The organism is Vibrio sp. FF266 (assembly GCF_041439695.1).
Classification (GTDB): domain Bacteria; phylum Pseudomonadota; class Gammaproteobacteria; order Enterobacterales; family Vibrionaceae; genus Vibrio; species Vibrio tasmaniensis_A.
Genome location: NZ_JBGOOO010000047.1, coordinates 1 through 23,954 on the forward strand (window position 1 = coordinate 1; position 23,954 = coordinate 23,954).

At 45.3% G+C, this 23,954-nt stretch carries 22 protein-coding genes and 2 pseudogenes; 6 read left to right on the forward strand and 18 right to left on the reverse strand.

Features of this window, described 5'->3' with window-relative positions; genetic code table 11:
- Window positions 1-96: 96 nt before the first annotated feature.
- The 5 genes from ACED59_RS21670 to ACED59_RS21690 form a co-directional block, all read right to left on the reverse strand.
- A complete protein-coding gene (locus ACED59_RS21670; RefSeq protein WP_009846185.1) occupies window positions 97-978 on the reverse strand; it encodes an AEC family transporter in 882 nt (293 codons plus the stop codon).
- A 257-nt stretch (window positions 979-1,235) separates the two neighbouring features.
- Window positions 1,236-1,922, reverse strand: coding sequence for a DNA-3-methyladenine glycosylase I (locus ACED59_RS21675; protein ID WP_017099128.1), 687 nt, complete (start codon window positions 1,920-1,922; stop codon window positions 1,236-1,238).
- Between the two features lie 89 nt (window positions 1,923-2,011).
- Window positions 2,012-2,539: a GNAT family N-acetyltransferase gene (locus ACED59_RS21680; RefSeq protein WP_017099127.1), complete on the reverse strand. Its 528-nt coding sequence runs from the start codon at window positions 2,537-2,539 to the stop codon at window positions 2,012-2,014.
- 42 nt (window positions 2,540-2,581) lie between these two features.
- Entirely contained in the window at window positions 2,582-3,208 is a 627-nt protein-coding gene (locus ACED59_RS21685) for an HD domain-containing protein (RefSeq protein WP_009846188.1), read from the reverse strand.
- A 195-nt stretch (window positions 3,209-3,403) separates the two neighbouring features.
- Entirely contained in the window at window positions 3,404-4,063 is a 660-nt protein-coding gene (locus tag ACED59_RS21690; RefSeq protein ID WP_017099126.1) for an HAD family phosphatase, read from the reverse strand.
- Window positions 4,064-4,474: 411 nt separating this feature from the next.
- Here ACED59_RS21690 and ACED59_RS21695 point away from each other — a divergent pair, with 411 nt between their 5' ends.
- Entirely contained in the window at window positions 4,475-5,803 is a 1,329-nt protein-coding gene (locus ACED59_RS21695; RefSeq protein ID WP_029224075.1) for an anaerobic C4-dicarboxylate transporter, read from the forward strand.
- 110 nt (window positions 5,804-5,913) lie between these two features.
- Here ACED59_RS21695 and ACED59_RS21700 read toward each other — a convergent pair whose 3' ends face one another.
- The 3 genes from ACED59_RS21700 to ACED59_RS21710 form a co-directional block, all read right to left on the reverse strand.
- Entirely contained in the window at window positions 5,914-6,237 is a 324-nt protein-coding gene (locus ACED59_RS21700; protein ID WP_017099124.1) for a DUF4144 domain-containing protein, read from the reverse strand.
- A 92-nt stretch (window positions 6,238-6,329) separates the two neighbouring features.
- On the reverse strand, window positions 6,330-7,121 hold the full coding sequence (locus tag ACED59_RS21705; protein WP_371705038.1) for a CLCA_X family protein: 792 nt from the start codon (window positions 7,119-7,121) through the stop codon (window positions 6,330-6,332).
- A gap of 85 nt (window positions 7,122-7,206) precedes the next feature.
- Entirely contained in the window at window positions 7,207-7,908 is a 702-nt protein-coding gene (locus ACED59_RS21710; RefSeq protein ID WP_017099122.1) for a flavin reductase family protein, read from the reverse strand.
- Between the two features lie 236 nt (window positions 7,909-8,144).
- Between ACED59_RS21710 and ACED59_RS21715 the strand changes: the two genes are divergently transcribed.
- Window positions 8,145-8,552 carry a hypothetical protein gene (locus ACED59_RS21715; protein ID WP_026012354.1) on the forward strand — a complete coding sequence of 136 codons (408 nt, stop codon included), beginning with the start codon at window positions 8,145-8,147 and terminating at the stop codon, window positions 8,550-8,552.
- Window positions 8,553-8,760: 208 nt separating this feature from the next.
- Here ACED59_RS21715 and ACED59_RS21720 read toward each other — a convergent pair whose 3' ends face one another.
- Window positions 8,761-10,203: an N-acylglucosamine 2-epimerase gene (locus ACED59_RS21720; protein ID WP_371705039.1), complete on the reverse strand. Its 1,443-nt coding sequence runs from the start codon at window positions 10,201-10,203 to the stop codon at window positions 8,761-8,763.
- Window positions 10,204-10,436: 233 nt separating this feature from the next.
- On the opposite strand from ACED59_RS21720, the gene ACED59_RS21725 reads away from it, so the two are divergent.
- Entirely contained in the window at window positions 10,437-11,000 is a 564-nt protein-coding gene (locus ACED59_RS21725; RefSeq protein ID WP_029224074.1) for a DUF2975 domain-containing protein, read from the forward strand.
- 10 nt (window positions 11,001-11,010) lie between these two features.
- Window positions 11,011-11,244, forward strand: a complete 234-nt coding sequence (locus ACED59_RS21730) for a helix-turn-helix transcriptional regulator (RefSeq protein WP_017099119.1) — start codon at window positions 11,011-11,013, stop codon at window positions 11,242-11,244.
- A 76-nt stretch (window positions 11,245-11,320) separates the two neighbouring features.
- Here ACED59_RS21730 and ACED59_RS21735 read toward each other — a convergent pair whose 3' ends face one another.
- Entirely contained in the window at window positions 11,321-11,968 is a 648-nt protein-coding gene (locus tag ACED59_RS21735) for a glutathione S-transferase family protein (RefSeq protein ID WP_017099118.1), read from the reverse strand.
- A 138-nt stretch (window positions 11,969-12,106) separates the two neighbouring features.
- On the opposite strand from ACED59_RS21735, the gene ACED59_RS21740 reads away from it, so the two are divergent.
- Window positions 12,107-12,958 carry a LysR family transcriptional regulator gene (locus tag ACED59_RS21740; RefSeq protein ID WP_017099117.1) on the forward strand — a complete coding sequence of 284 codons (852 nt, stop codon included), beginning with the start codon at window positions 12,107-12,109 and terminating at the stop codon, window positions 12,956-12,958.
- Window positions 12,959-13,099: 141 nt separating this feature from the next.
- Here the strand turns inward: ACED59_RS21740 and ACED59_RS21745 are convergent.
- The 3 genes and pseudogenes from ACED59_RS21745 to ACED59_RS21755 all read right to left on the reverse strand — a co-directional run.
- A pseudogene (locus ACED59_RS21745) lies at window positions 13,100-14,806 on the reverse strand (methyl-accepting chemotaxis protein); the annotation flags it as partial.
- A 126-nt stretch (window positions 14,807-14,932) separates the two neighbouring features.
- Window positions 14,933-15,322: pseudogene (locus ACED59_RS21750) on the reverse strand (methyl-accepting chemotaxis protein); the annotation flags it as partial.
- A gap of 407 nt (window positions 15,323-15,729) precedes the next feature.
- Window positions 15,730-17,517: a sigma-54-dependent Fis family transcriptional regulator gene (locus ACED59_RS21755; RefSeq protein WP_017099115.1), complete on the reverse strand. Its 1,788-nt coding sequence runs from the start codon at window positions 17,515-17,517 to the stop codon at window positions 15,730-15,732.
- Window positions 17,518-17,843: 326 nt separating this feature from the next.
- Here ACED59_RS21755 and ACED59_RS21760 point away from each other — a divergent pair, with 326 nt between their 5' ends.
- Complete coding sequence (locus ACED59_RS21760) at window positions 17,844-19,364, forward strand: aldehyde dehydrogenase family protein (protein ID WP_017099114.1); 1,521 nt, start codon at window positions 17,844-17,846, stop codon at window positions 19,362-19,364.
- A 143-nt stretch (window positions 19,365-19,507) separates the two neighbouring features.
- Here the strand turns inward: ACED59_RS21760 and ACED59_RS21765 are convergent, their stop codons facing one another.
- The 5 genes from ACED59_RS21765 to ACED59_RS21785 all read right to left on the reverse strand — a co-directional run bounded on the left by ACED59_RS21765 (window position 19,508) and on the right by ACED59_RS21785 (window position 23,686).
- Window positions 19,508-20,245 (reverse strand): NUDIX domain-containing protein, encoded by a 738-nt coding sequence (locus ACED59_RS21765; RefSeq protein ID WP_017099113.1) that lies wholly within the window; start codon window positions 20,243-20,245, stop codon window positions 19,508-19,510.
- 257 nt (window positions 20,246-20,502) lie between these two features.
- A complete protein-coding gene (locus ACED59_RS21770) occupies window positions 20,503-20,904 on the reverse strand; it encodes a hypothetical protein (RefSeq protein ID WP_017099112.1) in 402 nt (133 codons plus the stop codon).
- Between the two features lie 144 nt (window positions 20,905-21,048).
- Window positions 21,049-21,381 (reverse strand): multidrug efflux SMR transporter, encoded by a 333-nt coding sequence (locus ACED59_RS21775; protein ID WP_012601126.1) that lies wholly within the window; start codon window positions 21,379-21,381, stop codon window positions 21,049-21,051.
- A 162-nt stretch (window positions 21,382-21,543) separates the two neighbouring features.
- The gene (gene fghA / locus ACED59_RS21780; RefSeq protein ID WP_017099111.1) at window positions 21,544-22,383 is read right to left on the reverse strand and encodes an S-formylglutathione hydrolase; all 840 of its coding nucleotides are present in this window, start codon (window positions 22,381-22,383) and stop codon (window positions 21,544-21,546) included.
- A 154-nt stretch (window positions 22,384-22,537) separates the two neighbouring features.
- Entirely contained in the window at window positions 22,538-23,686 is a 1,149-nt protein-coding gene (locus ACED59_RS21785; protein WP_017099110.1) for an S-(hydroxymethyl)glutathione dehydrogenase/class III alcohol dehydrogenase, read from the reverse strand.
- Window positions 23,687-23,954: the final 268 nt, after the last annotated feature.

Below are 23,954 nucleotides of genomic sequence, written 5' to 3' on the forward strand. Positions count from 1 at the left end.
AAGCCTCTGCCTTGTATAAATACCCAGCAACTCGCTGCAAAAATCAGCTCGAAAGTTCAACATGCCCTAGTGACAAATCTTCCCTTAGATGGGGGTTCAACTCGATATAGACAGTGCGAACGACAACAAGATTGGTAGGGTAACCACACTTAGGAAGTTACCAAACAACACCATGGACGCGACCTTAGGGGGCTCGACATTGAACCTCTCTGCAAACAGGTAGTTCATCACAGCGGGTGGCAGCATGGTGAACAGTACCATCATTTGTAAGTGCAGCGTCGGCAGTGGGATAAAGAAGTAGATGATGGTAAAAGCGATCGCCCCTGTAAATAGGGATTGAGCCGTACACAACAAGCCGACCTTTAATCCGCTCAGTCTCAAGTTGACCATTTGCGAACCTAACGACAATAGCATGATAGGAACAGCAGCTTGCCCAAGCAGTGATGTGGCTTCGTAGATTGGATTCCACACGGTAATTCCAGACAGGTTGAGCGTCATCGCTAGCGCAGCCGCTAAGAAAATTGGCATCTTGAGGATCTGTTTGATCGGATTACCGTCGCTCAATAGCGCTAAGCCAACACTAATATGGACACATGCCGATACCACAAATAGTAATACCGCAGGGGCTAGTGCGCTCTCGCCAAAGGTGTAGGTGAATAGGGGAATGGCTAGGTTGCCACTATTACGGAACATGTGTGGCGGAGCCCAAGCTTTAAAATTGAGCTTAAAGATCTTACAGATCGGAATCATCAACAATGCAGGCACTAACACTGCGACCAAAGAAGCGGTTATGAGTGGCAATTGCTCTGTGTCGAGAGGCATGGTGGTCAGCGATGCAAACACTAGCGCAGGGATACACACATCCATGTTGATGCGATTGATCGGTTTGAAATCGGGCTTGAGCCAACGACCGACCGCAAAGCCAGCACTGGCTAAAGCAAAAACGGGAAACAGAATGCTGATGACCTGTTCGAACATAGAGTTCCTTTCTAGGTTTAGTACCTCCATTTAGCGGAGAAACGAATGTTTGAGAGCGCGCTATAGATACGTATGAAATCGAGATGTATAAACATTAACCTATCAACATAATGACTTGGCGTCACCGAAGATCGTTGTCTGTCAGCGGTTAATTTACATTTCTTTGAATGAAGCACAAAAAAGACCAGTGGCATCAGCAACGGGTCTTTAAAGGTTAGATAAATCTGGACGGGTTCTCTAATTAACTACGATGACCACTAAACTCGATTATCACCACAGCTGTAGGCAACGATCTGGCTGATTTCGCTCAGGCTACGACCTGATTGTTGCTGCCATTCGTTGAAGGCTTTACCCGCTGCCAGTTGTGCTCGCTTGGTGTTACGGCCGCTATCTAGCACATCGGTACTGCGTAGGTGCGCTTCAACATCCGACGACAAGATGAAGGTGTCTTTGCCCATTTGGCGCAGAGTGTAGGCACCAGTATTACCACCTAGTCGCTTGCCGTGTTTTTTCTGGTAATCCCACAGCTCGGTGATACGTTCTGATGGCCAGTCGGCAACCATTTTCGAGAATGAATCGGCTTCACGCTTGGCATTGTGGATCATGGTGGCGTTGGCAGGGATGGTCATCACCTTGGTGAGGTGGCGAATAATGCGCGGGTCTTGTGCTTTCTGTTCCCACATTTCATTCGGCAGCATCAGCATTTTCTCGATGTTGAATTCAAAGAACACCTCTTCAAATTGCGGCCATTTCTTTCTCACCACATTCCACGAAATGCCACACTGGAATACTTTCTCAGTAAAGGCGGCTAGCCAACGGTCGTCGGTGATTTGCGATAACTCGGCTTGGGAAAGGGGCGCACGAACAATCTTTTCGAGTTCGGCTGCTCCGCCTTTACGGTGAGCTGCACGTTGATAAATAGTGTCGAATTTTTCTTGGGTCATTGGAGGTTCCAAATTACATCTGTGTAGCCAATGCTTAATGATATGGGGTTGAATCTAGCAATTAAAACCAGTTTGTTGATCAAAACAAACTAGCCGAGCTTTAATTCCATCTGATACAAGGGCCAGGTTTTGCCATTAAACTCTTTCACGCTCGGCTCTTTGTCTACCACCTGAAATCCTGCTTTGTCGTAGCAGCGTTTTGCTCCGTGGTTTTGCTTAAATACGGCCAAGGTGATGGTGGTGATATTTGGGATTTCTTTCGCAGCTTCTAATGCACTTTCTATCATGGATTGCCCAAGCCCTTTACCTCGTTGGTTTGGGTGAATCGCGACTCGGCAAAAGCGAAGTTCATTGTCTGACATGCGTTGAAACTCCATAAAGCCAAGCAAGTCATCGGTATTTGAGTTGGCGTTTGAATCGGCGTTCGGTTCAGAGTATGACTTAGATGCAGAAAAGGTATATAGCTCGACATGTGGTTCTTGAGAACGTTCGATGATGGAGGCTGCTTTTAAGGGCCAACCAAATATCCGTCCGCCCCATAGAACGTAGTCTTCTAGGGATGTAAACCAAGTGACGATCTCGTCGGCGTCGGATGCTTTAAAGCGGTTTATTTCCATATCCTTCTCTCTTCCTTATCGCGTGTCTCTTTTTCTAAGCCGTTAAACTTCTGCGGCCAACTGATCAAGAAATCCACGCATGTAGTCGGTGCGCTTATTGGCTTCTAATTTGGCTGATTCTGTATTCATGGTTTCAGCGAGCTTAAACAGTTTCACGTAGAAATGGTCGACACTGTAATGCTTGTCATCCAAGTCACGCTGCTTCGCGAATGGGTCTTCGTGGTTATAGAGTTCAGCGTTAAAGCTTTGACCCACGTATAGGCAGCGAGCAATGCCAATCGCACCGAGAGAATCTAGGCGATCTGCGTCTTGAACAATCTGTGCTTCCAAGGTTTCTGGTGTGATGTTGGCGCTGTAACTGTGAGTGACAATAGCGTGATGGATTTCGTCGAGATAGGACGCGGGATACTCGATAGATTTGAGGAAAGAGATCGCCTTGTCTGCCGCCATTTTTGAGCTTTGGGCTCTGTCTGGGTGGTTCTTAGGGAAGGTGAAGCAATCATGAAGGTAAGCGGCAGGAAGAACGACCTCAAGCTTAGCCTGTTCTTGAGTACACAAAACCTCAGCAGTTTTGACTACTCGCTTGATATGGCTGATGTCGTGCGCGGCATCCTGTGTCATCTCTTGCTGAGCAAAATCAAGCAGTTGGCTTTCAAATCTTTTAATCACGCGTCCCTTTCTCCATCTGTAGACGTTATCAATGTTGCTTATCGATTAGTATCGTTTCATCTCGACTGTAACAGTTTCTTGCGCGATTTTTTATCTTTTATAAAAGGAATATAAACAAAAAAACCGACTCAGTGAGTCGGTTTAATAGAGAGGCTCTTCTACGTTGATTAAAGCATTATCAACGGTAATTAGAGCTTAAGCGACGGCTTGCTGAAGCTGCGCTAACACATGATGTAGGGAAGGGCTGATCGTGTGACCAAGCGCTTTCACTTCGTCACATGGTTCTACCAAATCTGGGATCTGGAAGCTGATCATGTTGGCTGCCATAGATGCGCGAATACCGTTGTTTGAATCTTCAAACGCTAGGCAATTTTCAGGTGCAACACCTAAGCGCTCTGCCGCTAGCAAGTAGATCTCTGGGTGAGGTTTACCATTGGTCACTTCGCAGCCTGTGCTTAGTGAGGTGAAGTAAGAATCTAGGCCAGCCAGCTCAAGCTTCTTTTTAGCGATATCAAGCTGAGTCGAGGTCGCCACCGCGATTGGAATGTCGTTTGATTTCAGCCATTCAAGAAGCTCAATCACGCCATCTTTAACTGGGATTGCTTGGTGCTTAACAACCGCATTGTAGCGAGTGCGCCATTCGGTGTTCAGCGCCGGGTAATCTAACCCTTCGCCGTAGCCCTTTCTAAAAATCTGTTCGATGGTTTTTGCGTTACAACCAATGATGCCTAAGTAAACATCTTGCAAGAACGGAACATCTTGCGCGTGACATGCTTCTTCAAAAATCTGCATACAAAGTCTCTCGGTGTCGAGTAACAGTCCATCCATATCAAAAATAGCAGCTTGAAAATTCATATCCGTGGTTCTTTATGTGTTGTCATCGTGAGGGCGAGTATTTTGACATAGTGTCTCGGGATAGGCGAGCCAGTGTTCAGTAAGAATATGCTTAGTTAGATAGGAAGTATGCTTCTGGATGGCTTTGTATATGATTGATTATGAATGAAATAATATCGTTAAGTTATGAGTCTGGTACTTTATAGGCCATACAGATCTAACAGTCACAATAATGGTTATCGAACATAACAAATTTAGATTTAGAGTCTGTCTTCCTATTACATTTCATAAACTTACGGTTCAGTTAGCGTGACCATAATCTTAGAAAAAACAATTTGTGAGAGTCCGTAATCATAGTGTGACCAAGCGATAAGTAAATGGCGGAACTTAGGGACAAAATATCATTAGTCCACATTTTTAGCAGGGTTGCTTATGTTGTATTTTGAGTTTCTATTTTTATTAGTCGTACTTTATATCGGGTCTCGGTATGGCGGTATTGGGTTAGGTGTTGTTTCTGGTATTGGCTTGGTTATCGAGGTGTTTGTCTTCAAGATGCCACCAACGTCTCCACCTGTCACCGTAATGCTGATCATCCTCGCTGTTGTTACTTGTGCTTCTATTCTTGAAGCGGCTGGTGGCTTGAAATACATGCTGCAAGTGGCCGAAAGGGTACTGAGAAAGAACCCGAAACGCGTCACTTTGATAGCACCGTTCGTGACTTACTCGATGACTTTCCTATTGGGTACTGGTCATGCGGTTTACTCCATCATGCCTATCATCGGCGATGTTGCACTGAAGAATGGTATTCGTCCTGAGCGCCCAATGGCGGCTGCATCTGTTGCGTCGCAACTGGCGATTACTGCATCTCCAATCTCGGCAGCAGTGGTTTATTACCTCGCGCAACTTTCTGATATCCAACACTCTATTACTCTGCTTTCTATTTTGATGGTGACGGTTCCTGCAACGCTGTTCGGCACACTTTTACTTTCTCTGTATAGCTTGAAACGTGGTAAAGAACTGAACGACGATCCTGAATACCAAGCGCGTCTAAAAGATCCTGAGTGGAAAAAGCGCATCGAAAGCACCACTGCGACGTCTTTGGATGAAGTGCTGCCAACTTCGGCGCGTAATGCGGTATTGATTTTCTTATTGTCGATTGTCGTGATTGTTATCGTGGCGATGATGCCTGAGATCAGAACCATCGTAGACGGCGATAAGCCAATTAAGATGTCGGTGATCATCCAAATGATGATGCTCTGTTTCGGCGGTATCATTTTGTTAGCGACCAAAACTGACCCGCGTGACGTGCCAAACGGCGTGGTATTCAAATCGGGTATGGTGGCAGCGATTGCTATCTTCGGTATCGCTTGGATGTCGGATACCTATTTCCAATACGCAATGCCTCAGTTCAAGTCGGGCATCGTGGAAATGGTGACTAACTACCCATGGACGTTTGCGCTAGCGCTATTCATCGTATCAGTTGTGGTGAACTCTCAAGCCGCTACTGCACGTATGATGCTACCGGTTGGCCTTGGCTTAGGGTTAGACCCAGCATTGCTTATCGGCTTAATGCCAGCAGTTTACGGCTACTTCTTCATCCCGAACTACCCATCAGATATCGCAACGGTGAACTTTGATGTGTCTGGCACCACTAAGATTGGTAAGTGGTATTTCAACCACTCATTCATGTCGGTTGGTTTAATCGGTGCCGTCGGCGCATGTTGCTTAGGCTACGCACTCGCACAGATTTTTATCGCTTAATTAAGCGATAGCGAGATAACAAACAAAAACAGCGCCTCAATTGGCGCTGTTTCTATTTGTTCTGTTTGGACGTATTAATTCGAACCTAGATTTCGAATTAATACCCAATATTAACGAGCCTCAAAAGCCAAAGACTGAATCGCTTCTTCTATCGTTAGGAAGTGGATTTTCATTAGGCACACTTCTGCTTTCTGGAACTCGTGGTTTCGAATCAGTTTGGTCACGCTTTCAACCGAATACTGGTCTGCTCGTTTCGCTAGAGAGAGTTGGTTTGAGCTCGATTCAAGCGAGTAGCTATCGCCCACTGAATCAATGAGGTAATCATCTTCGCCCAAGATCATGTCTGAGCATTCTGCTTGAAATTCGTGTTCGGATGCGACGTAAATAAGCTCATCGTCCCCGTCGAGTTTTACCAAAGATGGCCAACTGATCATTATTGCCTCTCAATCATGGATGTTGAAGTGTATGTCTGGACTATAAACACTTTTCGCTGATGGATCATCTCTTAGCCCTAACGACTCGAACGTTACTTACTTAGAGACCGACCCAACGGCGCGAAGTAACCTTGCAGCGCTTTATTAATTTCTTTGCGATGCTTGAGGTCTGGATAGAGAGGGAACATATCTGGTTTGGTCGTGCCATCGACTAAGTAAGCATTCTCGATATCTGAGCAGGATTCAATCGCAGATTCAAACGCGCGGGCCATCATCTCTGTTGGCAATGAGAAGTAACGGGCAGATGTTGCTTTGTCGGCAATGACACTTCGAGCCACGTAATCGTGCTTATCCAAATTGTTCTCGCTGAGTAATGTGGTGTTGAACAGCGACATCAGACTCTCGTTTAATGGGTGAGGTCGCACCTTTCTATCATGTAGCCAACAGTCACTGGCGAACAAGATTTGCTTGCGAGGACCGGAGGTGTCACCAATCTCAAACGCCTTTTCGGCAATGTAGTGGTCAAATGCATGCCAGAACTCATGCGCTAACGCACCAGCCCCTGCGTTTTTAGCGAGGGCTAACTCTCTTTGATTTGGTGCGTAGTGTGCTTGTACACCCTTTCTGCCACCACTGCCGAACGCTAAGCCTAATGTGCCACGTAAGCCAATCGCTTCTGGTGGCAAAGCCAAGATGTAAGCCAAGTCTGCTAGCGAGTCGAATATCAGATTCGCAGCGAGCTCTTTCTCTTCTTTCGTTACCCAAGCGCCTACACGAATGCTGCCCATACCGAAGGTCTGTTTGATGTCCATGAATGACACCTGATCGCCATGTCGGTAGTCTGGGCCTTTGCGCGTTTTGTATTTAAAGTGGGTTAACTTCAAAAGGGTCCTTGGAAATAGATGTAGTTTAGCGCTGTTGTGTGGTGCACAGGGTGAAGTTGAGAAAGTTAGCACCTTTGTCCGTAAATTACCGAACAAAATGAGTGAGATTGTGTTCGAAAGCCTCCCATGAGGTTGGGTTACCTTCGTGCGTCAGTGGAAATAGTACCCTATTTGGTTTTGCATAGCTTAAACGATGTAGCCTCTGCGTGACATGATAACTGTCTAGCCCTGAAATTGTGACTAAATCTAACGCTTCTAAATCTAGGTAGCCGTCTGGCATCACAGCACGTTTTGGTGCGTGAATCGTAACAACTTCACCAATCAACATTTGAGTTTGGTTACTTTCAATTGTTATCTGCTCTTTGAAGGCTAAGCCTATTTTCAGAGGGCTTTCCAAAACAAACGGAGCAGGGAACACATCATCGTAATAGGGCGTGAGACCGACCGCGTTAAATTCTGAGACTGATTTAGGATAACGAGCGGAAGTTTGATGAGCTTTTTGAACAAAGCCCGCCCCGATACTATTGATAGTGAAGTGTTGAGTTTCTAGGATATTTTCTAGTGTATGACGGCGACTTTCCGCAGGCCGGATGATGAAGCCAAGTAAAGGTGGATTCGACCCCAACTGAACCACGGAGCTCACTACTGCAAGATTTTCTAGCCCTTGCTTGTCACAGGTGCCAATAAGGTTTGCGCTTTTAAACCCCGATAAGGAGTTAATTAAACGAGCGCGCTCACGCTGGTCCATTGCTTGGATATCTTGTCTTGAAAGGGTCATTGCCTTCATATCTTCTCTTCTTCTCACTTTTGTTTTCGACGACTTGTTTACTAACTAAAACATATCTACGCAGCATCACTTTATTCCGATCATCCAGTTTGAATAAGTGGTAGTGAAAGGAGGGTTCTTTTAGAAAACTGCAATTTCCTTGAAATTAAATGTGACACTGTAGCTTAATTTATTGTTGCAGCGGTTTGCTATTGAGCGATACCATGTACGGCTATTTCTTTGGTAAAGATGTAATTATGTCAGATGAAAAGCTCGCGCTAGAGTGGATGCGCCAACAAGCGCATAGAATTGATCCATATGTTATAAATCCATCATTTGATGAATGCGTTGAGTTGCTTGAGCCTGCCTTTAAGAAGGGCAAGAGTGTCGCGCAGCTAAAATATCTATTATCAGAAGCGGATCGCCGAGCGGGAGCTGCCGAACGTAAACATGCTGCTTTAAAGTTTGCTAAAGAAAAAAGCCCAAAGGCAGGTCAAAACCTTCGTCTGCAAAGCAAACTTCAACAAGTTCAATTGGCATTAAAGTTAGCAACTGGCGATAACAACATGACCATATCGCAGTTCTGCTCTGAATATGATGTCAGTAAGCGAGACGGCAACGAAGCGTGGAATGAAAAGTTGGTTGAGCAGAATAATAAGAAGTGATTTCGTGATGCCGTATATGGTTTAACTGAAGATCTGACAAGATTCACTTGCTTATGTATTCATTTAAAATCCTACCAATAAATGTTGCTCAACGGTATTTCAAAAGCCTGAAGATCTTCTTTTCAGGCTTTGCTAACAGCTAGCTACTCATCAGCTCCGTCTTAGTCGTTAACCACTTCTAAAAATACCGATGAGTGAATATCAGGTATTAAGGTCGAATGTTGTTGAAACTGACCTTTTGCGTTCCATCGCTCTGATTCTCTAATTTAAGTACATCTCCTTGATAGTAATAAGGTTCCATTGGCATCTTGCTGTTAGTTGGCCTTGCGTAGTGAAGTACAGCGGGTTTACCTTCCTCTTGTCGAGCATATAAATAGCCAATCAGCGCATGTTCAAATTGGTGATAGCCATTGCCCCAATGGAACGCTTTAGTACGCTTAGGCTCAAGCCCAACGCCACCGTATTTATGATCTACCCATACATCATGAAAGGTGGGCAGGGTGTATTGCAGTACGTCTTTCATTGAACCATCGATAAGCGATACCGTCATCGCAGCTTGATCAAGCTCAGCCCATTCCCATGATGACGCCCATTGGCTGTACGGTCTGCTTTGCCAGCCCGTGATATCTTGCCCTTGCCACATCTTCTGAAGTCGCTCGCCAAAGTAGTTAGATACATTGGCAAAATCTTTTTGATATTGCGCCTGAGCCAAAGTGTGTTTCATACCGTCTAAACCAAACTCAGACCAATCGGAATTTTTTAATGCATGACCAGTTAGATAGGTCATCCAATATGCTTTAATGGTGTGCCCAAAATCATTGTGATTGGCATTCTGCATCATTGCCGCTTTGTCGTGAATTGCGCCGTAGAAGCGTTGTTCATCTTCAGAGTGGTAGTGATCAATCATGGCTTGCGTGAGCCAGTTTAAGTCATCAAGCCATTTGGCTTTGACGGGCTCTTTGAGCAGAGGAGCGACTAACAACAGGTAGCCGTTTATTTGATCAAGTTGCGCGACCAGTTCACGTCGTTTTGCACTGCCATCTTCACCGTCGGCGAGTACCCAAGCAAGACCGCGGTTGTCGCTAAGTCGATATATATCAAAGATAAAAGCTTGTTGGGCGATGAGTGCTTCTTCTACCTTTTTGTTTTGGGTCAGGTAGTAGTACATCGCGAGTCCAACCAGCGCATACGCTTGATCTTGAGAGGTACGTTGCTGCCAATCTTGACCCGCTTTTCCCTCTTTTGTGTAGCCAATAAAGCCACCATTTTTCTTATCTTCTAGTTGATCAATGAGGTAGTAGGCACCTTGCTTGGCAAGCGCTAAAGCTTGTTTGTCTCCAGTAAGGTGATAGAGCACGCCGTAGGCATAGGTTTGGCGTGATTTCATACGCGTAAACTCCTTGCCAAAGTGGGGAGTGATCCAGCCTCTGTTCAATTCAGGACACACATCAGATACATCGAGCAAGGTACCATCATCGCAGCGGAAAGTAGGGAAATTGCCTATCGGTTCTCCCTGTGCGCTCGGCATAAGCCAGTAAGGTGCGAGCCCTTCAGAAGCATGATTGATCCAGTCTTCCCCAGAGGGAAGGGTGACATTGGCAGATACGGCCAAGCTAGTGACACTGAGTAATGCGATGGTTGCTCGTAACATAACGTTTATCTTAACTATTTGAATTTAGTTGAATATAAACAATCACATCTGCACATTGTGATTAGGCGATCACAATCGACCAAATTATTTGTGGTGTAGATGTAGGACTATCTGGGTTTTACTCATTTCAATATTGCAAATAAACAATAAATTATCGTTTATCGATAAATTATTGTTGATCATCGTTTATTTTGATCTTAATATTCTTCCATCAACTCAACAGGAATATAAGTATGTCTAAGATTCAAAAACAAAGTCGCCGTGTGCGAATGCTACTGCAGTCCTTTCTTGCACTCACTCCGATCATGGTGTGTTACTTCTGGCTAACTGTTCAAACACCCTATGACTTTCTTAGTGAGATGGGCATTGTTCAGTTTTCCATCGAGATGGACTACTTTATAACCTCTCCACTCACAGTCTCTCCACTTACTACGACAACAAGAATCATCGCAATGTTCACCAGTTTGGCGATGTCGAGCATTCTTATGTATGCATTAACGGTTCTGATACGCCTATTCCGTAACTATGAGCGAGGTGAAATCTTCTCTTTAGAAAACGCAATGTCCTATCAGAAACTCGGATATAGCTTGTTTTATTGGGTATTAGGTTCAGTTATCTATGGTTCATTGATGTCAGTGATTCTGTCGTTCAATAATCCACCAGGTGACCGTATCTTTGAGATTAGTTTCGTTGGTATGGACTTTTTAACACTGATATTGGGTATAATTATTTTGATCATCTCGTGGGTGATGAAAGAAGGTTATATTCTGGCTGACGAACATAGCCAAACCATTTAAAGGACTTGTCATGACTATCCGCATTAATTTAGACATTATGATGGCCAAACGGAAAATGCGATTAAAGACATTGGCAAAAGAAGTTGGGATAACAGAAGCCAACTTGTCCGTATTAAAAAATGATAAAGCCAAAGCCGTAAGGCTATCGACGCTCGACAAGCTGTGTGAAGTTTTAGAGTGCCAACCTGGTGATATTTTAGAATTTGAACCGAATGATCATAAAGACGGCATTGCGGCAGAATAGCCAGTAAGGAAATCGCTTTCAAATCATCTAATAATGAACGAGTCTCGATATCGCATCGAGACTCTTTTTAATCTATTTATACCGGCTCTCCCGCCTCGTCCTCTTCAACCACATCGGTTTCTAAGCTCGCTTCTGCCAACCATTTTTTTACTGATGGGCTGTTGAGTACACGTTGCTGATACTGTGATGCCTTCTCTGAAAGTTTGATGCCATAGGTTTCAACGCGTAATGCCACCGGTGCAAACATCGCATCGGCAATCGACCATTCACCAAACAACCAACCTTCTGGATATTGTTCCATTTGCGTCGACCATATGGCATCAATACGGGCGATGTCTTTCAATGCCTCTCCACTCAAAGTAAGCTTTCGTTGAGCGCGGCAGTTCATCGGCATTTCATTTCTTACGGCAAAAAATCCAGAGTGCATCTCTGCAGAAATTGCTCGGGCATGGGCGCGTTCTTTCACGGATTTAGGCCATGCTGCGCTGTCCAAGTAGGCTTCGTTAACGTATTCGAGAATCGCCAGTGAATCCCACACAGCAACGTCACCGTCAACTAGGGTTGGAACTTTGGCTGTTGGTGTCACTGAAGCTAGTGTGTCGTAAAAATCAGACGTGAATAGCTTGAGCTTGATGATTTCCGCATTTAGGTTGTAGTTGTCGAATATTAGCCATGCGCGTAATGACCAAGTTGAGTAGTTCTGGTTTCCAATATAAAGCTGCATAGTTGCTTCCTTGCGTTTAGTGTGGATGCTTTGAGACTTAGGGTAAGGTATTGAGCCTTAGGGGCATGCATTTGAGCTTAGGGGATTGTATTGCGGCGCACTAACGGATAATTTTGATGCAATACATTAATAAAAACGATGGGTGGTGATTTCAATATGGATATTGATGCTTTGCGAGGCTTTCTCGCGTTTGTAGAAACCAGTAGCTTTACTCGTGCAGCGAAACAGATAAATCGCACCCAATCGGCATTCAGTGCGCAGATGCGCAAACTGGAAGAAGAACTCAACGTGACCCTTTTCCAGAAAGAAGGCCGTAATCTCGTGCTGACAGAGGCTGGCTTAGCGCTGCGTTCTCATGCTGAACAGTTGGTCGCCCTCCACAATACCGCCCTCAAGCAAGTAAAGCGTTACGAAGACAAACAACCTCTAAGACTCGGTTGCCCTGAAGACTACAATGACACTATTGTGCCAAAAGTGATTCGCCTGTTGCAGAAAGCAGAACCCACCTGTTCTATTCAAGTATTCAGCCTACCAAGTATTACGCTCAGAGAGTGGTTGGATGATGGTAGGCTTGATGCTGCAATTGTCACCCGAGCGCCTGACAGTGAAGAGGGCTATTGGCTTACCAGTGATGTGGGAGTATGGATAAGCAGCCCAGACTATGTGTTCGATGATTCTAAACCCGTCCCACTAGCCTTGTTTCAGACCGATTGTAAGTATCACGCAGCAGCAGTGAATGGTTTAACTAAACAGGGTACGCCTTATCAGTTGTTGGCGTGCAGTAATACCGCTTCGGCGCAACGTGCCATTGTTAAGGCAGGTTTAGCGATTGGCGCGATGGGTAAGCTGAGTGTGACTTCTGATTTGAACATTCTGGAAGATATGCCACCACTGCCTTCGGTGGATATTGTGCTGATCCTAGCGAGCAAACATCACCCAGTGTTAGACAAAGAAGTGCTGAATCAACTTGTGGAGTTGGATTCTGAGTAGCTTTGTTAGGTGAGCTTGGTTCGGTAAAATCTAATAGATGAACTGCAATCGATGAGTTTGAAGCTGAGCGGGAATTAAGAAATGAAGAGGCCGAGAACATTGCGTTTCTCGGCCTTATTTTTATGGAAGACTGAACGTGAGTTAAGAGAGCTTAAACTTACTCAATTCTCCGTGTAAATCTCCAGCTTTTACGGTCAGCTCATTACTGATTGCTACTGATGAAGTCATGGTGTCCATCACTTCTACTGCTGTGTCATTGATGATCACGACATTGCGGTTAATCTCTTCTGACACAGAGCTTTGTTCTTCAGCCGCGGAAGCGATCTGATTGTTCATGTCATTAATCACTTCAATCGCTTGGTTGATTTCAGACAAGGCTTGATGTGCAGCTTCGGTTTCACTTTTTGTGTTGTTCGCTTGATTCTGGCTTTGCTCCATCAGTACCACAATAGATTGAGTCTCTTGTTCTAAGCGAGCCAACATAGAGCGAATCTCTTCTGTTGAACCTTGAGTTCGATTCGCTAGGTTACGAACCTCATCAGCAACCACTGCAAAGCCTCGACCAGCCTCACCTGCACGAGCTGCCTCAATCGCGGCATTCAGTGCAAGTAAGTTAGTTTGCTCTGCAATGCCACCAATCTCGCTCAAGATACCCTGAATAGCGGTGCTCGAATCGACTAAGTTCTGTGTTTGTTGCTGCGCATCGTTAACCTGTACAGCCAAGCTGTCTACAGCACTGGCGGCATTGTCCATGCGCGTCATACCATTGAGACTGTTGCTTTGCACTTGGCTTGCAGCTGCCGCTGCTTGAACCGCTGAGTTCGCCACTTCTTGCGCTGTTGCACTCATTTCATTGATAGCGGTGGCAAGTGAGTTCACTTCGTTAACTTGAGAATTCAGCTGGTCACGTGAAACTTCAGCACGAGCTTGGCCTTCTGTCGCGTTTTTATCCACTTGGTCAGCTGTTACCATCACGGTAAGTAGCATCTCTTGTATGCGAGATAGGAAGGTATTGAACCAGTGTGCAAGCTGAGCGGTTTCATCCTTACCTTTCACTTCAATGCGATAAGTCAAGTCACCTTCACCCTGTGCTGCATCTTTAAAGCGTTCCACTAAGTTGTTCAAAACCTTGCCCAAAGAGTTAGCAATGAATGCCATCGAGGCAATGCCTAGAAGAGCGGCGATGATTCCCGCCCACACACCTTTTTCAAGTGCTTTTGAATTCTGAGCATCACTCCACTCGGTGTAGTCATTGACGCTTTTGGCTAGGTGACTACTAGGAACAGACACCATGACTACCCATGGCGCATCACTGGTATCAATGGCAGTAATCGCGTACTCATCGCCGCCGAAAGTCACAAGACCGGCGCCTTCTCTGTTAGCGATAGACTGAATCTTTGACCATTCAGATTCCAATTCAGAAGAGACTTTTTTACCCACCATATTTCCAGCTTGGCTGTTGGCCAGTGTAATGCCTTTCCATGAAGTGATTAGGATTTTTCCTTGGCCATCAAACAGGTTACGCGCAAGTAACTCACTTTGGCTTTGGAGTTCATGTAGGGACAAATCAAAGCCTAGCGAGCCGATGATTTTTCCGTCATGTTTGATTGGTTGGCTGATGGTGGTAATGAGCTCTTGTTTGCCGCGCACTGAATAAAAATACGGTTCCATCACAAACGTTTTACCTGTTTGATATGGCATTAAGTGCCAGTCATCTTTGCGCTCACCGTTGCTGTTGAGATCGGTATTGCTAAAGCTTTCCATTGCGACAGCATCAAAGCTGTTCTGGTCATTGGGAGAGAAGAAAGGCGCAAGGTAGCCCTGACTGTTAAAACCTAACTCAGTGTTTGAGCCAGATTCGATATTCGAGTCTGATTCTGTGTTAATGCTCAGTTCCGTGTTCGAGTCTTGTTGGTTATCTGAAATCAGCGACGTCTCTGAGCCATTTTCGCTGTTCACGTTGAGCTCGTTATTCAAGACAGACTGTTGTGACCATGTCTTATCCTCCCAAACCATGTAACCCGCAAATACAGCTTTGTTTTGTGCTTCCAGTGCCGCAGTAAACTGTTTCACGATAAGCTCTGCACTTGCGTCGGTTTCTGAACTTAATTCGATGATTGAGCGCACTTGCTTAAGGTTCGCTAATACGGGATTAAGCTGGTTAGCGATGTTCAAACCTTGTTGAAGTGCCGTGTTTTGTAAATCCGTAGCGGTGGCCTCTGTCAGCTGCGTTTTTACTTTTTCAGTGACTTGTTTATTCACATCGGTAAATGCGTTGGTCGTCATTCCCATGGCGATTAACAGAGTGAAAGCCATCGCTCCGCCCGCACTCACCGCAATTCGCGTTCGTATACTGTTAAACATATTATCTCTCTAACCAAATAGTGGTAGTTTTTCAGAGATTTTAAACAAGATACGTGAATGGAAAATTCTAAATAATGAACACAATAAGAATAGGGTGATTAAAAATATAAATAGGATGGTATAACGCTCCGGATTATGTCTTTTAGAGAGGAACAATAAGATAGGTGTATGGCTGTTTTTATTCCATTATCTAATTGTATTTGTTGATGTTTTATACTTGATGCCGTTTTTAATTTCCTGGTAAATCAGGAGGTTGTAGTTTGAGGGTGTTGTGGATATATATTGCTCATTATATGACATCAGTCACGTTTTAATTTCATCCGAAGTATTGAATACCCACTTAAAAAGTATGTATTTATACTTTGCAGACTAAATTCAAGTAACTGGACCATTGATCATCTTGATTATTAAAGAATCCCCAAGCTCTTTAGCTTTCGATAAATGGTATTGCGGCTGATCCCCAGTATTCTCGAAGTCTTGCTGATGTTGCCTTGGTTCGCTTGATACGTTTGCAGCAAGGTTTCCTCAACGGTACTTCTTAAATCGTTATTCATTGTGCCTTTGGTGGTATTAGGAGTCGTCAGTTGATGCTGATTATCGTGTGCTAACGACGTGATATGTTGAGCAAGGTGGCTAGGCACGTGCTCTAGGGTGAGCTGTGGTTCATCACTTGCCAATAGAGCAGCGACCTTAAGTAAGTTGTCTAATTCGCGAATATTGCCTGGCCAAGAATAGGCGCACAGTAAGCTCATTAAGTGCGGGCAGATTGTCTGTTCGTCTTCTGCGTATTTACGATGAATGTGTTCGATTAGGGCGTGCTTGTCTTGTCGATGTTGCAGGCTTGGCAAGGTGAAGGCTAAGCCGTTTAGTCTGTAAAAGAGATCTTGTCGAAACTCTCCAGTTGCGACCAACTGTTCTAAGTTTTTATGAGTCGCAGCGATGATCTGGCAATCGACTTGGTAGCTTTGGTTCGAGCCCACAGGCACAACCGACTTATCTTGCAGAACATGCAGCAAGCGACACTGAGCCTCTAACGGCATGTCGGCGATTTCATCCAAAAATAGAATGCCCTTATCTGCTTGACGGATCTTACCTTGAAAACCCTTGTGGCTTGCGCCAGTAAACGCGCCCGGCGCGTAACCAAACAGCTCAGATTCGATAAGATCTTTCGGCAGCGCACCGCAATTCACTGCTACTAGGGGCGAAGATTTACGTTGGCTTTGTTTGTGCAATGCTTTAACAAACTCGCCCTTACCGACCCCCGTTTCTCCTAAGATTAATAGGCTGATCCCTTTGTCGATAACCTTGTTGGCCTGCTGCCAAGCATGTTCAATTTGTTGTTCACCATGGTGCAAATCGCACGATGCTGAAATGGAACGCGTGCGTTTTGCAGTTGGTTGTTTGAGGTGCTGTTTCTCAAACACAAAGGGCGTGTCTAATGAGGTTCGGTTGAAGAGGGTATCTATGCATTCGCCTACGATCGAGGTTTGATCCAGCAGTTGAGAGGCGACCTGATTGTGCGCCACTACCTCACCAGCTTCATTGGCTATTACTATCCCTTGCCAACCACTGTGTAATAAAGATTTCTCACACGCGAGATCGATTCGAGTGGTGCCTTGTGGGATATGACTCAGAAGTTGATTTTCAACAAGCTGAACCATATTTTGAACCAGTAATTGCACCGAGCTGTCGTGTTGCTGTTGTTCACTGGTGATGTCCAATACGCCAACCATTTGACCTTGATGATCAAACACCGGGCTTGCTGAACAACTGATAAATCGATGCTGGTGGATGAAGTGTTGTTCGCCAATGATGGATACGGGTTTCGCTTCAACAATCGCGGTGCCAATCGCGTTGGTGCCCTTAAGTTGTTCCTGCCAACATGCTCCCGAGCTGAGTGCAATTGACGTCAGCTTCTCTTTAAACCGCTCTTGTCCCCAACTTGCCAGAATTACCCCTTCAATATCCGTCAGAATCAAACGACTGTCAGTGCGTGCAAACATCTGATTAAACAGAGGCAGAGCATTACGTTCGACGATGTGGATCAAGTCAGCCGATTGATGACGTCGCTGTTTAAGGAGCGATTGTGGCAGGCGAATGTCTTCGGGAAGTCGTCTCTGTTTTAGACCCGCTTCTGTGCTGCGGTGCCAAGAGGATGAAAGCCAATCTGAGGTGTTTGCTTGTTGAAGATGCATGACTGTTCCATGTCGTAACAGTGAGGGTGTACCAATTTGGAACAGTTGAACACTGGAGTGGTTTCCAGACGTCCGTTCAATGCCAACTCACTTTAGGTTGTAAACGTTTGGTAATCATAGTTTTACAATTTATTAACAACAAGTTTTGAAGTTCTGGCGTGTGATTTGCGTTGTTACTGTTGTGAAGAAAACACGAAGTATCAGTGTTTTAAACAGAAAGCATAAACATGGGCGTCTTGTCATGAGTTCTTTTCTCAAGACGAGCAGCCACAAAATAAGACAGCTCTCGCTCAATAACGAATAACAAATCTAAGAAGGATCTAACTATGATTTACGCACAGCCGGGTAGTGATAACGCAGTGGTTAACTTTAAAGCGCAATACGATAATTTTATCGGTGGTGAGTGGGTGAAGCCTGTCAGCGGCGAGTATTTTGATAACATTTCCCCAGTGAATGGTCAGGTGTATTGCCAAGTGGCACGTTCAACCGAGGCGGACATTAGCTTGGCACTTGATGCCGCGCATGCAGCTCGTGCAAGTTGGGCTTCGACCAGTGTGACTGAGCGCTCCAACATCCTACTTAAAATTGCCGATCGCATTGAAGCGAACCTAGAAGAAATCGCAGTCGCTGAGACGTGGGAAAACGGCAAGCCAGTGCGTGAAACTCTGGCGGCAGACATTCCTTTGGTTGTCGATCATTTCCGTTACTTTGCGGGTTGTATTCGAGCACAAGAAGGCAGCGCAGCAGAGCTAGATTCAAACACCGCAAGTTATCACTTCCCTGAACCTATTGGTGTGGTGGGGCAGATCATTCCTTGGAACTTCCCGATTTTAATGGCGGCTTGGAAATTGGCACCTGCACTGGCTGCGGGCTGTTGTGTGGTGATGAAGCCCGCCGAGCAAACACCGACATCGATTTTGGTGATGATGGAGAAGATCGCTGATCTTCTACCTGCAGGCGTAGTCAACATCGTGAATGGTTTTGGTAGCGAAGCGGGTCAAGCGTTAGCAACTAGCGATCGTTTGGCGAAGCTAGCGTTTACCGGTTCAACAGAGGTCGGCCACCATATCCTGAAATGTGCCGCAGAAAGCTTGATTCCATCAACGGTAGAACTTGGCGGTAAGTCTCCAAATATCTACTTCCCAGATATCTTTAACCATGAAGACGAATACCTCGATAAGTGTGTCGAAGGTATGCTGCTGGCGTTCTTCAACCAAGGTGAAGTGTGTACCTGTCCATCACGTGTGTTGATTCATGAATCGGTATACGACAAGTTCATCGCCAAGGTGGTCGAACGTGCTCAAACTATTAAACAAGGTAACCCGTTAGATACCGATACTCAGGTGGGTGCACAAGCTTCTAAAGAACAGTTCGATAAGATCTTGAGCTACCTAGAAATCGGTCGTCAAGAGGGCGCGAAAGTGCTGACCGGTGGTGAAATAGCGCAGCAACCAGATGATCTCGGTAATGGCTATTACATTCAGCCAACCATGCTGGAAGGGCACAATAAGATGCGCGTATTCCAAGAAGAGATCTTCGGCCCTGTTATCGCGGTGACGACGTTTAAAGATGAAGCGGAAGCGCTAGAGATTGCTAATGACACCGAGTATGGCTTGGGTGCAGGCGTGTGGACGCGTGATGCAAACCTAGCGTATCGCATGGGTCGTAACATTGAAGCGGGGCGTATTTGGGTGAACTGTTACCACGCTTACCCAGCTCATGCCGCGTTTGGTGGTTACAAAAAATCGGGCATTGGCCGTGAGACACACAAGATGATGCTCGATCACTACCAAAATACTAAGAACCTGTTGATCAGCTACGATACTAATCCGTTGGGCTTCTTCTAATACAGGTTCGTTCTAAAAGTATGAGAATGAATCATGGGTACAAAGAATAACTAACAACGCAGTAGGCTTAATTAAGAAAAACAAAAGCTAGAAACCAAAACGCCCAATTTAATTGAGTTGGGCGTTTTTATGCTTGAATCGTTCTAGTTTTGCGAAAAGAAGATCTCGGGCTTGTGGGTTGGGCCAGAATTACCTTCTAGCTGAGTAAGCTCTAATCCTTGTTTCCCTATCAGAGAACCGACCAATTGGCGGTTAAACGGGTAACTGTCAGGGTTGTTAATGTACTCTTCAACATCAACCCATTTAGCCTCTGCAATTTCATCAGTGTCTTGAATCGCGATCTCTTGAGTTTGAGCAATAAGGTGACAAATAAAGTAGAGGTTCGATTTGCCAAATTGATATGGGTGTCTTGTTGCCATGCCAACCACCGAAACGAACGTTGCCTCGATACCTGTCTCTTCCAAGGTTTCACGAACAACCGATTCCTCAATACCTTCACCCAACTCAATATGGCCGCCCGGTAATTTGTAGCCTGTCATACCGTGCTCTTTAATCATCAGCACTTGATTATGTTCGTTGGTGATCAATGCGCCTGCGCCCAAGGTGTGGGTAGGGATGAAAGGCACAAACTCTACAATCTCGGATTTATGGATCAGTGTGATTTCGTCTTCTAGACAGTTGTGAAACACAAAGCCAAGCTCAGTCGCCACCGGAATAAGGTGCGAGAGTGAAATAGGTAAACTAATCCAAATAATGCCTTTGTTGTTCTGCTTTGAAAATTCGGTGATCTCGCTGAGTTCGGCATTGAATGAGTCAGCATTGTGAGGGGCGGTTGCTGGGTCGATGATGATGCCGTTAAATTTGTCGAGCGTAAATTCCACGAGTGATCCTTTATTATTTTTGATTTATTGAGCGTCGAGCATAATCTGAGCTTATAACATCTTAAAGGCTTATAACACCTATGCAGCTTGCGACAGTTAGATTGTTTTTATCATCTTGGGATAAAGGGCAGTTGCGGGTGAAAGTGGAAAAGAGGAGAGTTTAAGGCGGGCGGCTTGAAACAAAAATTGCGCTAGAAACAAAAACTGCGCTTGGAAGCCAAAGCGCAGTTTTAAATCGGGTCTATTTGGGTTCGACGCTAACGAACATAGTTCGCATCAATACTCACGTACCAGTGCTGAAGCTTGCCGTCAGGTTTTTTGATCCACAAATCGTTGGTGTAGCTCTCGATCTTGCCGTTAACCGTTAAACTGAACGTATTCTCGTCGAATTCGCCAAGCTTCACGAACTGGTCTGTGGTAACCAGGAACGGGTCCATGTCGTCCACGCCAACCACATCTGAAATCACATAGTAGTGGTAAGTCAGCGGCTTGCTCGCATCATTCGGGTTGCTGCGGTACGCCACAAGCTTGAATGGTTCCGTTAATGGAAGGTCGAGCGTTTGCTTGTCCATGGTCGCTGGAATCGGGATAAACAGCCAAGCGGTAAACAGACCGCTTAATAAAACCATCAGGAAGAAAAGAGTCTTAATTGCTTTCATAGCAACCTTCAAAATAGGTGATGTAGAAGACGCTATGGTAACAGGTTTGATTTGCCGATTGTAAGAGTATGAATAAGTGAAGGCGACACTGTCTGTTAGGAAACTTGAACGAATTGACACACTGTTCATAAGTCACTATCTACACTAGTGCGAGTGACCTTGAGATAGGTTGATCATCACAACACCTGCTGCCACAAATAACATACCAACCCACACCATAGTATCGAGGTGCTGGCGGTAAACAAACGTAGAAATCAAGCTCACGGTTACGATAGCCAAGCCCGCCCATAAAGAGTGAACCACACCTACAGGCATCCCTTTCATTGCTTGGCTCAAAAATAGAAATGCCGCCAAATGTCCTGAAATCACCAATAGAGCAGGGATGGGTTTAGATAAGCTGAAACCGTCGGTTGCTTTAAGTGCTACGTGAGAAAGTGCTTCCGCCATCACGCCCATCATTAAGAAAAACCAGCTCATAGTCGTACCTTTTAGTTGTATTGTTTTTTGTTGGTATAGCGGGGGTATTTGAAAGTGTTAATCGTTGTTGCTGATCTTTAGTCACAGCGTATTTGCCCAAACAGCAGGCACAAAAAAGCCCACACCTCACGCTTTTGCAAGGTGTGGGCTAATTCGGTGTGACTACTTGTTTAGGTAAGCAGCATGGAACTCAATGTGTTCATCAATAAAGCTAGAGATGAAGTAGTAGCTGTGGTCGTAACCTGGCTGCATACGTAGCTCTAAATCGGCATTGGTTACCTTAGCCGCTTCGACTAATTGCTCAGGCTTAAGCTGTTCAATCAGGAAGTTATCGGCTTCGCCTTGGTCAACCAACATTGGCAGTTTAGTGCCTTTGGTTTTTAGAAGCTCAGAGGCATCGTAGTGCTTCCACTCTTCAATATCTAAGCCCAAGTATTGGTTGAAGGCTTTTTGTCCCCAAGGGCATTGCATTGGGTTGGTGATTGGGCTGAATGCCGAGATAGAACGGTAGCTATCTTCGTTTTTGATACCAATCGTTAGGGCACCGTGTCCGCCCATGCTATGACCAGAAATCGATTTCACTGAAGTCACAGGGAAGAAAGACTCAATAAGTGCTGGTAGCTCTGTTACCACGTAATCGTACATGTGGTAATGGCTGTCCCATGGTGCTTGAGTGGCATTCACATAGAAGCCTGCACCTTGGCCGAGATCGTAGCTTTCATCGTCGGCAACGCCTTCGCCGCGTGGGCTTGTATCAGGTGCAACAATAGCAATGCCTTGCTCAGCCGCGGCTTTGAACGCGCCGGCTTTTTGCATGAAGTTTTCATCGGTACAGGTTAAGCCTGATAACCAATACAAAACAGGAACTGGGTTTTCTTTGCTTGCGTTAGGCGGCAAGAAAATCGCAAAACGCATGTTGCAGTCAAGCGTTGCAGAAAAGTGGGTGTATTGTTTGTGCCAACCACCAGCAACCTTTGCTTGGCTAATGTTTTCGATTGTCATCTATTGTGCTCCGTTAGGTTGATGGTTTTAGGAGTAACTTGTCTATGTCATTTAAAGTTTCACCACCCACCGGGCAGGAGGTGGTGAAGACAGTTTGTTGCTTTTCATTTATAACTTTGGCCTCGATGCTCGAAAGAATCGAGGCCAAGGAGAATTATTTATCCATGTGTAGAACAGTACGGATAGATTCACCTTTGTGCATTAGGTCGAATGCTTCGTTTACGTCTTGCAGACCCATTGTGTGAGTGATGAACTCTTGAAGACCAAACTCACCTGCCATATAGCGGTTAACGATTTCTGGAAGCTCAGAGCGGCCTTTAACACCACCGAAAGCAGAACCACGCCATACACGACCAGTCACTAGTTGGAATGGACGAGTTGCAATCTCTTGACCTGCACCCGCAACACCAATGATTACTGATTCGCCCCAACCTTTGTGGCAGCACTCAAGTGCTTGACGCATCACGTTTACGTTACCAATACACTCAAAAGAGTACTCAACACCACCGTCTGTCATCTCAACGATAACGTCTTGGATTGGTTTGTCGAATTTAGTTGGGTTGATGCAGTCAGTCGCGCCAAGCTGTTTTGCTAGCTCGAATTTGCTCTCATTGATATCAACACCGATGATGCGGTCAGCACCAGCCATGCGAGCACCAATGATTGCAGAAAGACCGATACCGCCTAGGCCGAATACAGCAACGTTGTCGCCTTTTTCAACTTTAGCTGTGTTTAGTACAGCGCCCATACCTGTTGTTACACCACAACCTAGAAGACAAACTTCTTCAAGTGGTGCTTCTTTGTTTACTTTCGCTAGAGAGATTTCTGGAAGTACTGTGTACTCAGAGAAAGTAGAGCAACCCATGTAATGGAAAATCGTTTCGCCATTGATAGAGAAGCGGCTTGTACCGTCTGGCATTAGGCCTTTACCTTGCGTTTCACGAACCGCTTGGCATAGGTTAGTTTTACCAGATTTACAGAACTTACATTCGCCACATTCAGCTGTGTAAAGTGGGATAACGTGGTCGCCAATCTCAACACTTGTAACGCCTTCGCCGATCATCTCAACGATACCGCCACCTTCGTGACCAAGGATTGAAGGGAAGATACCTTCTGGATCGTCACCTGATAATGTGAATGCGTCAGTGTGACAAACACCAGTAGCAACGATGCGAACTAGAACCTCACCAGCTTTAGGAAGTTGTACATCAACTTCTTCCATTTTTAGTGGCTCGCCAGCTGCCCATGCAACCATTGCTTTTGATTTGATATGAGTTTGACCAGGTTTAATTTCGATTGTCATTGGATGTTTCCTATATATGTCAGTACAGCGGATAACCGTGCAATTAGCTTCAACCCGTTAAGCGTAGTTGAGCTTAATTGTTTCCGCTCTCTCGTTTTGTTGGAGCCAGTATAGGTGCGAGTGAATGTTTTGATAATCCCCTTAAATAGAAAATTATTATTACGTATTTGTAATAATCGGTGTGTTCAGAGGAGTTCGGAGAGAGGGGGATTACTCAGAAAATCTAAGGACACAGTAAACAGGAACTATGTAGGTAAGACATTTATTA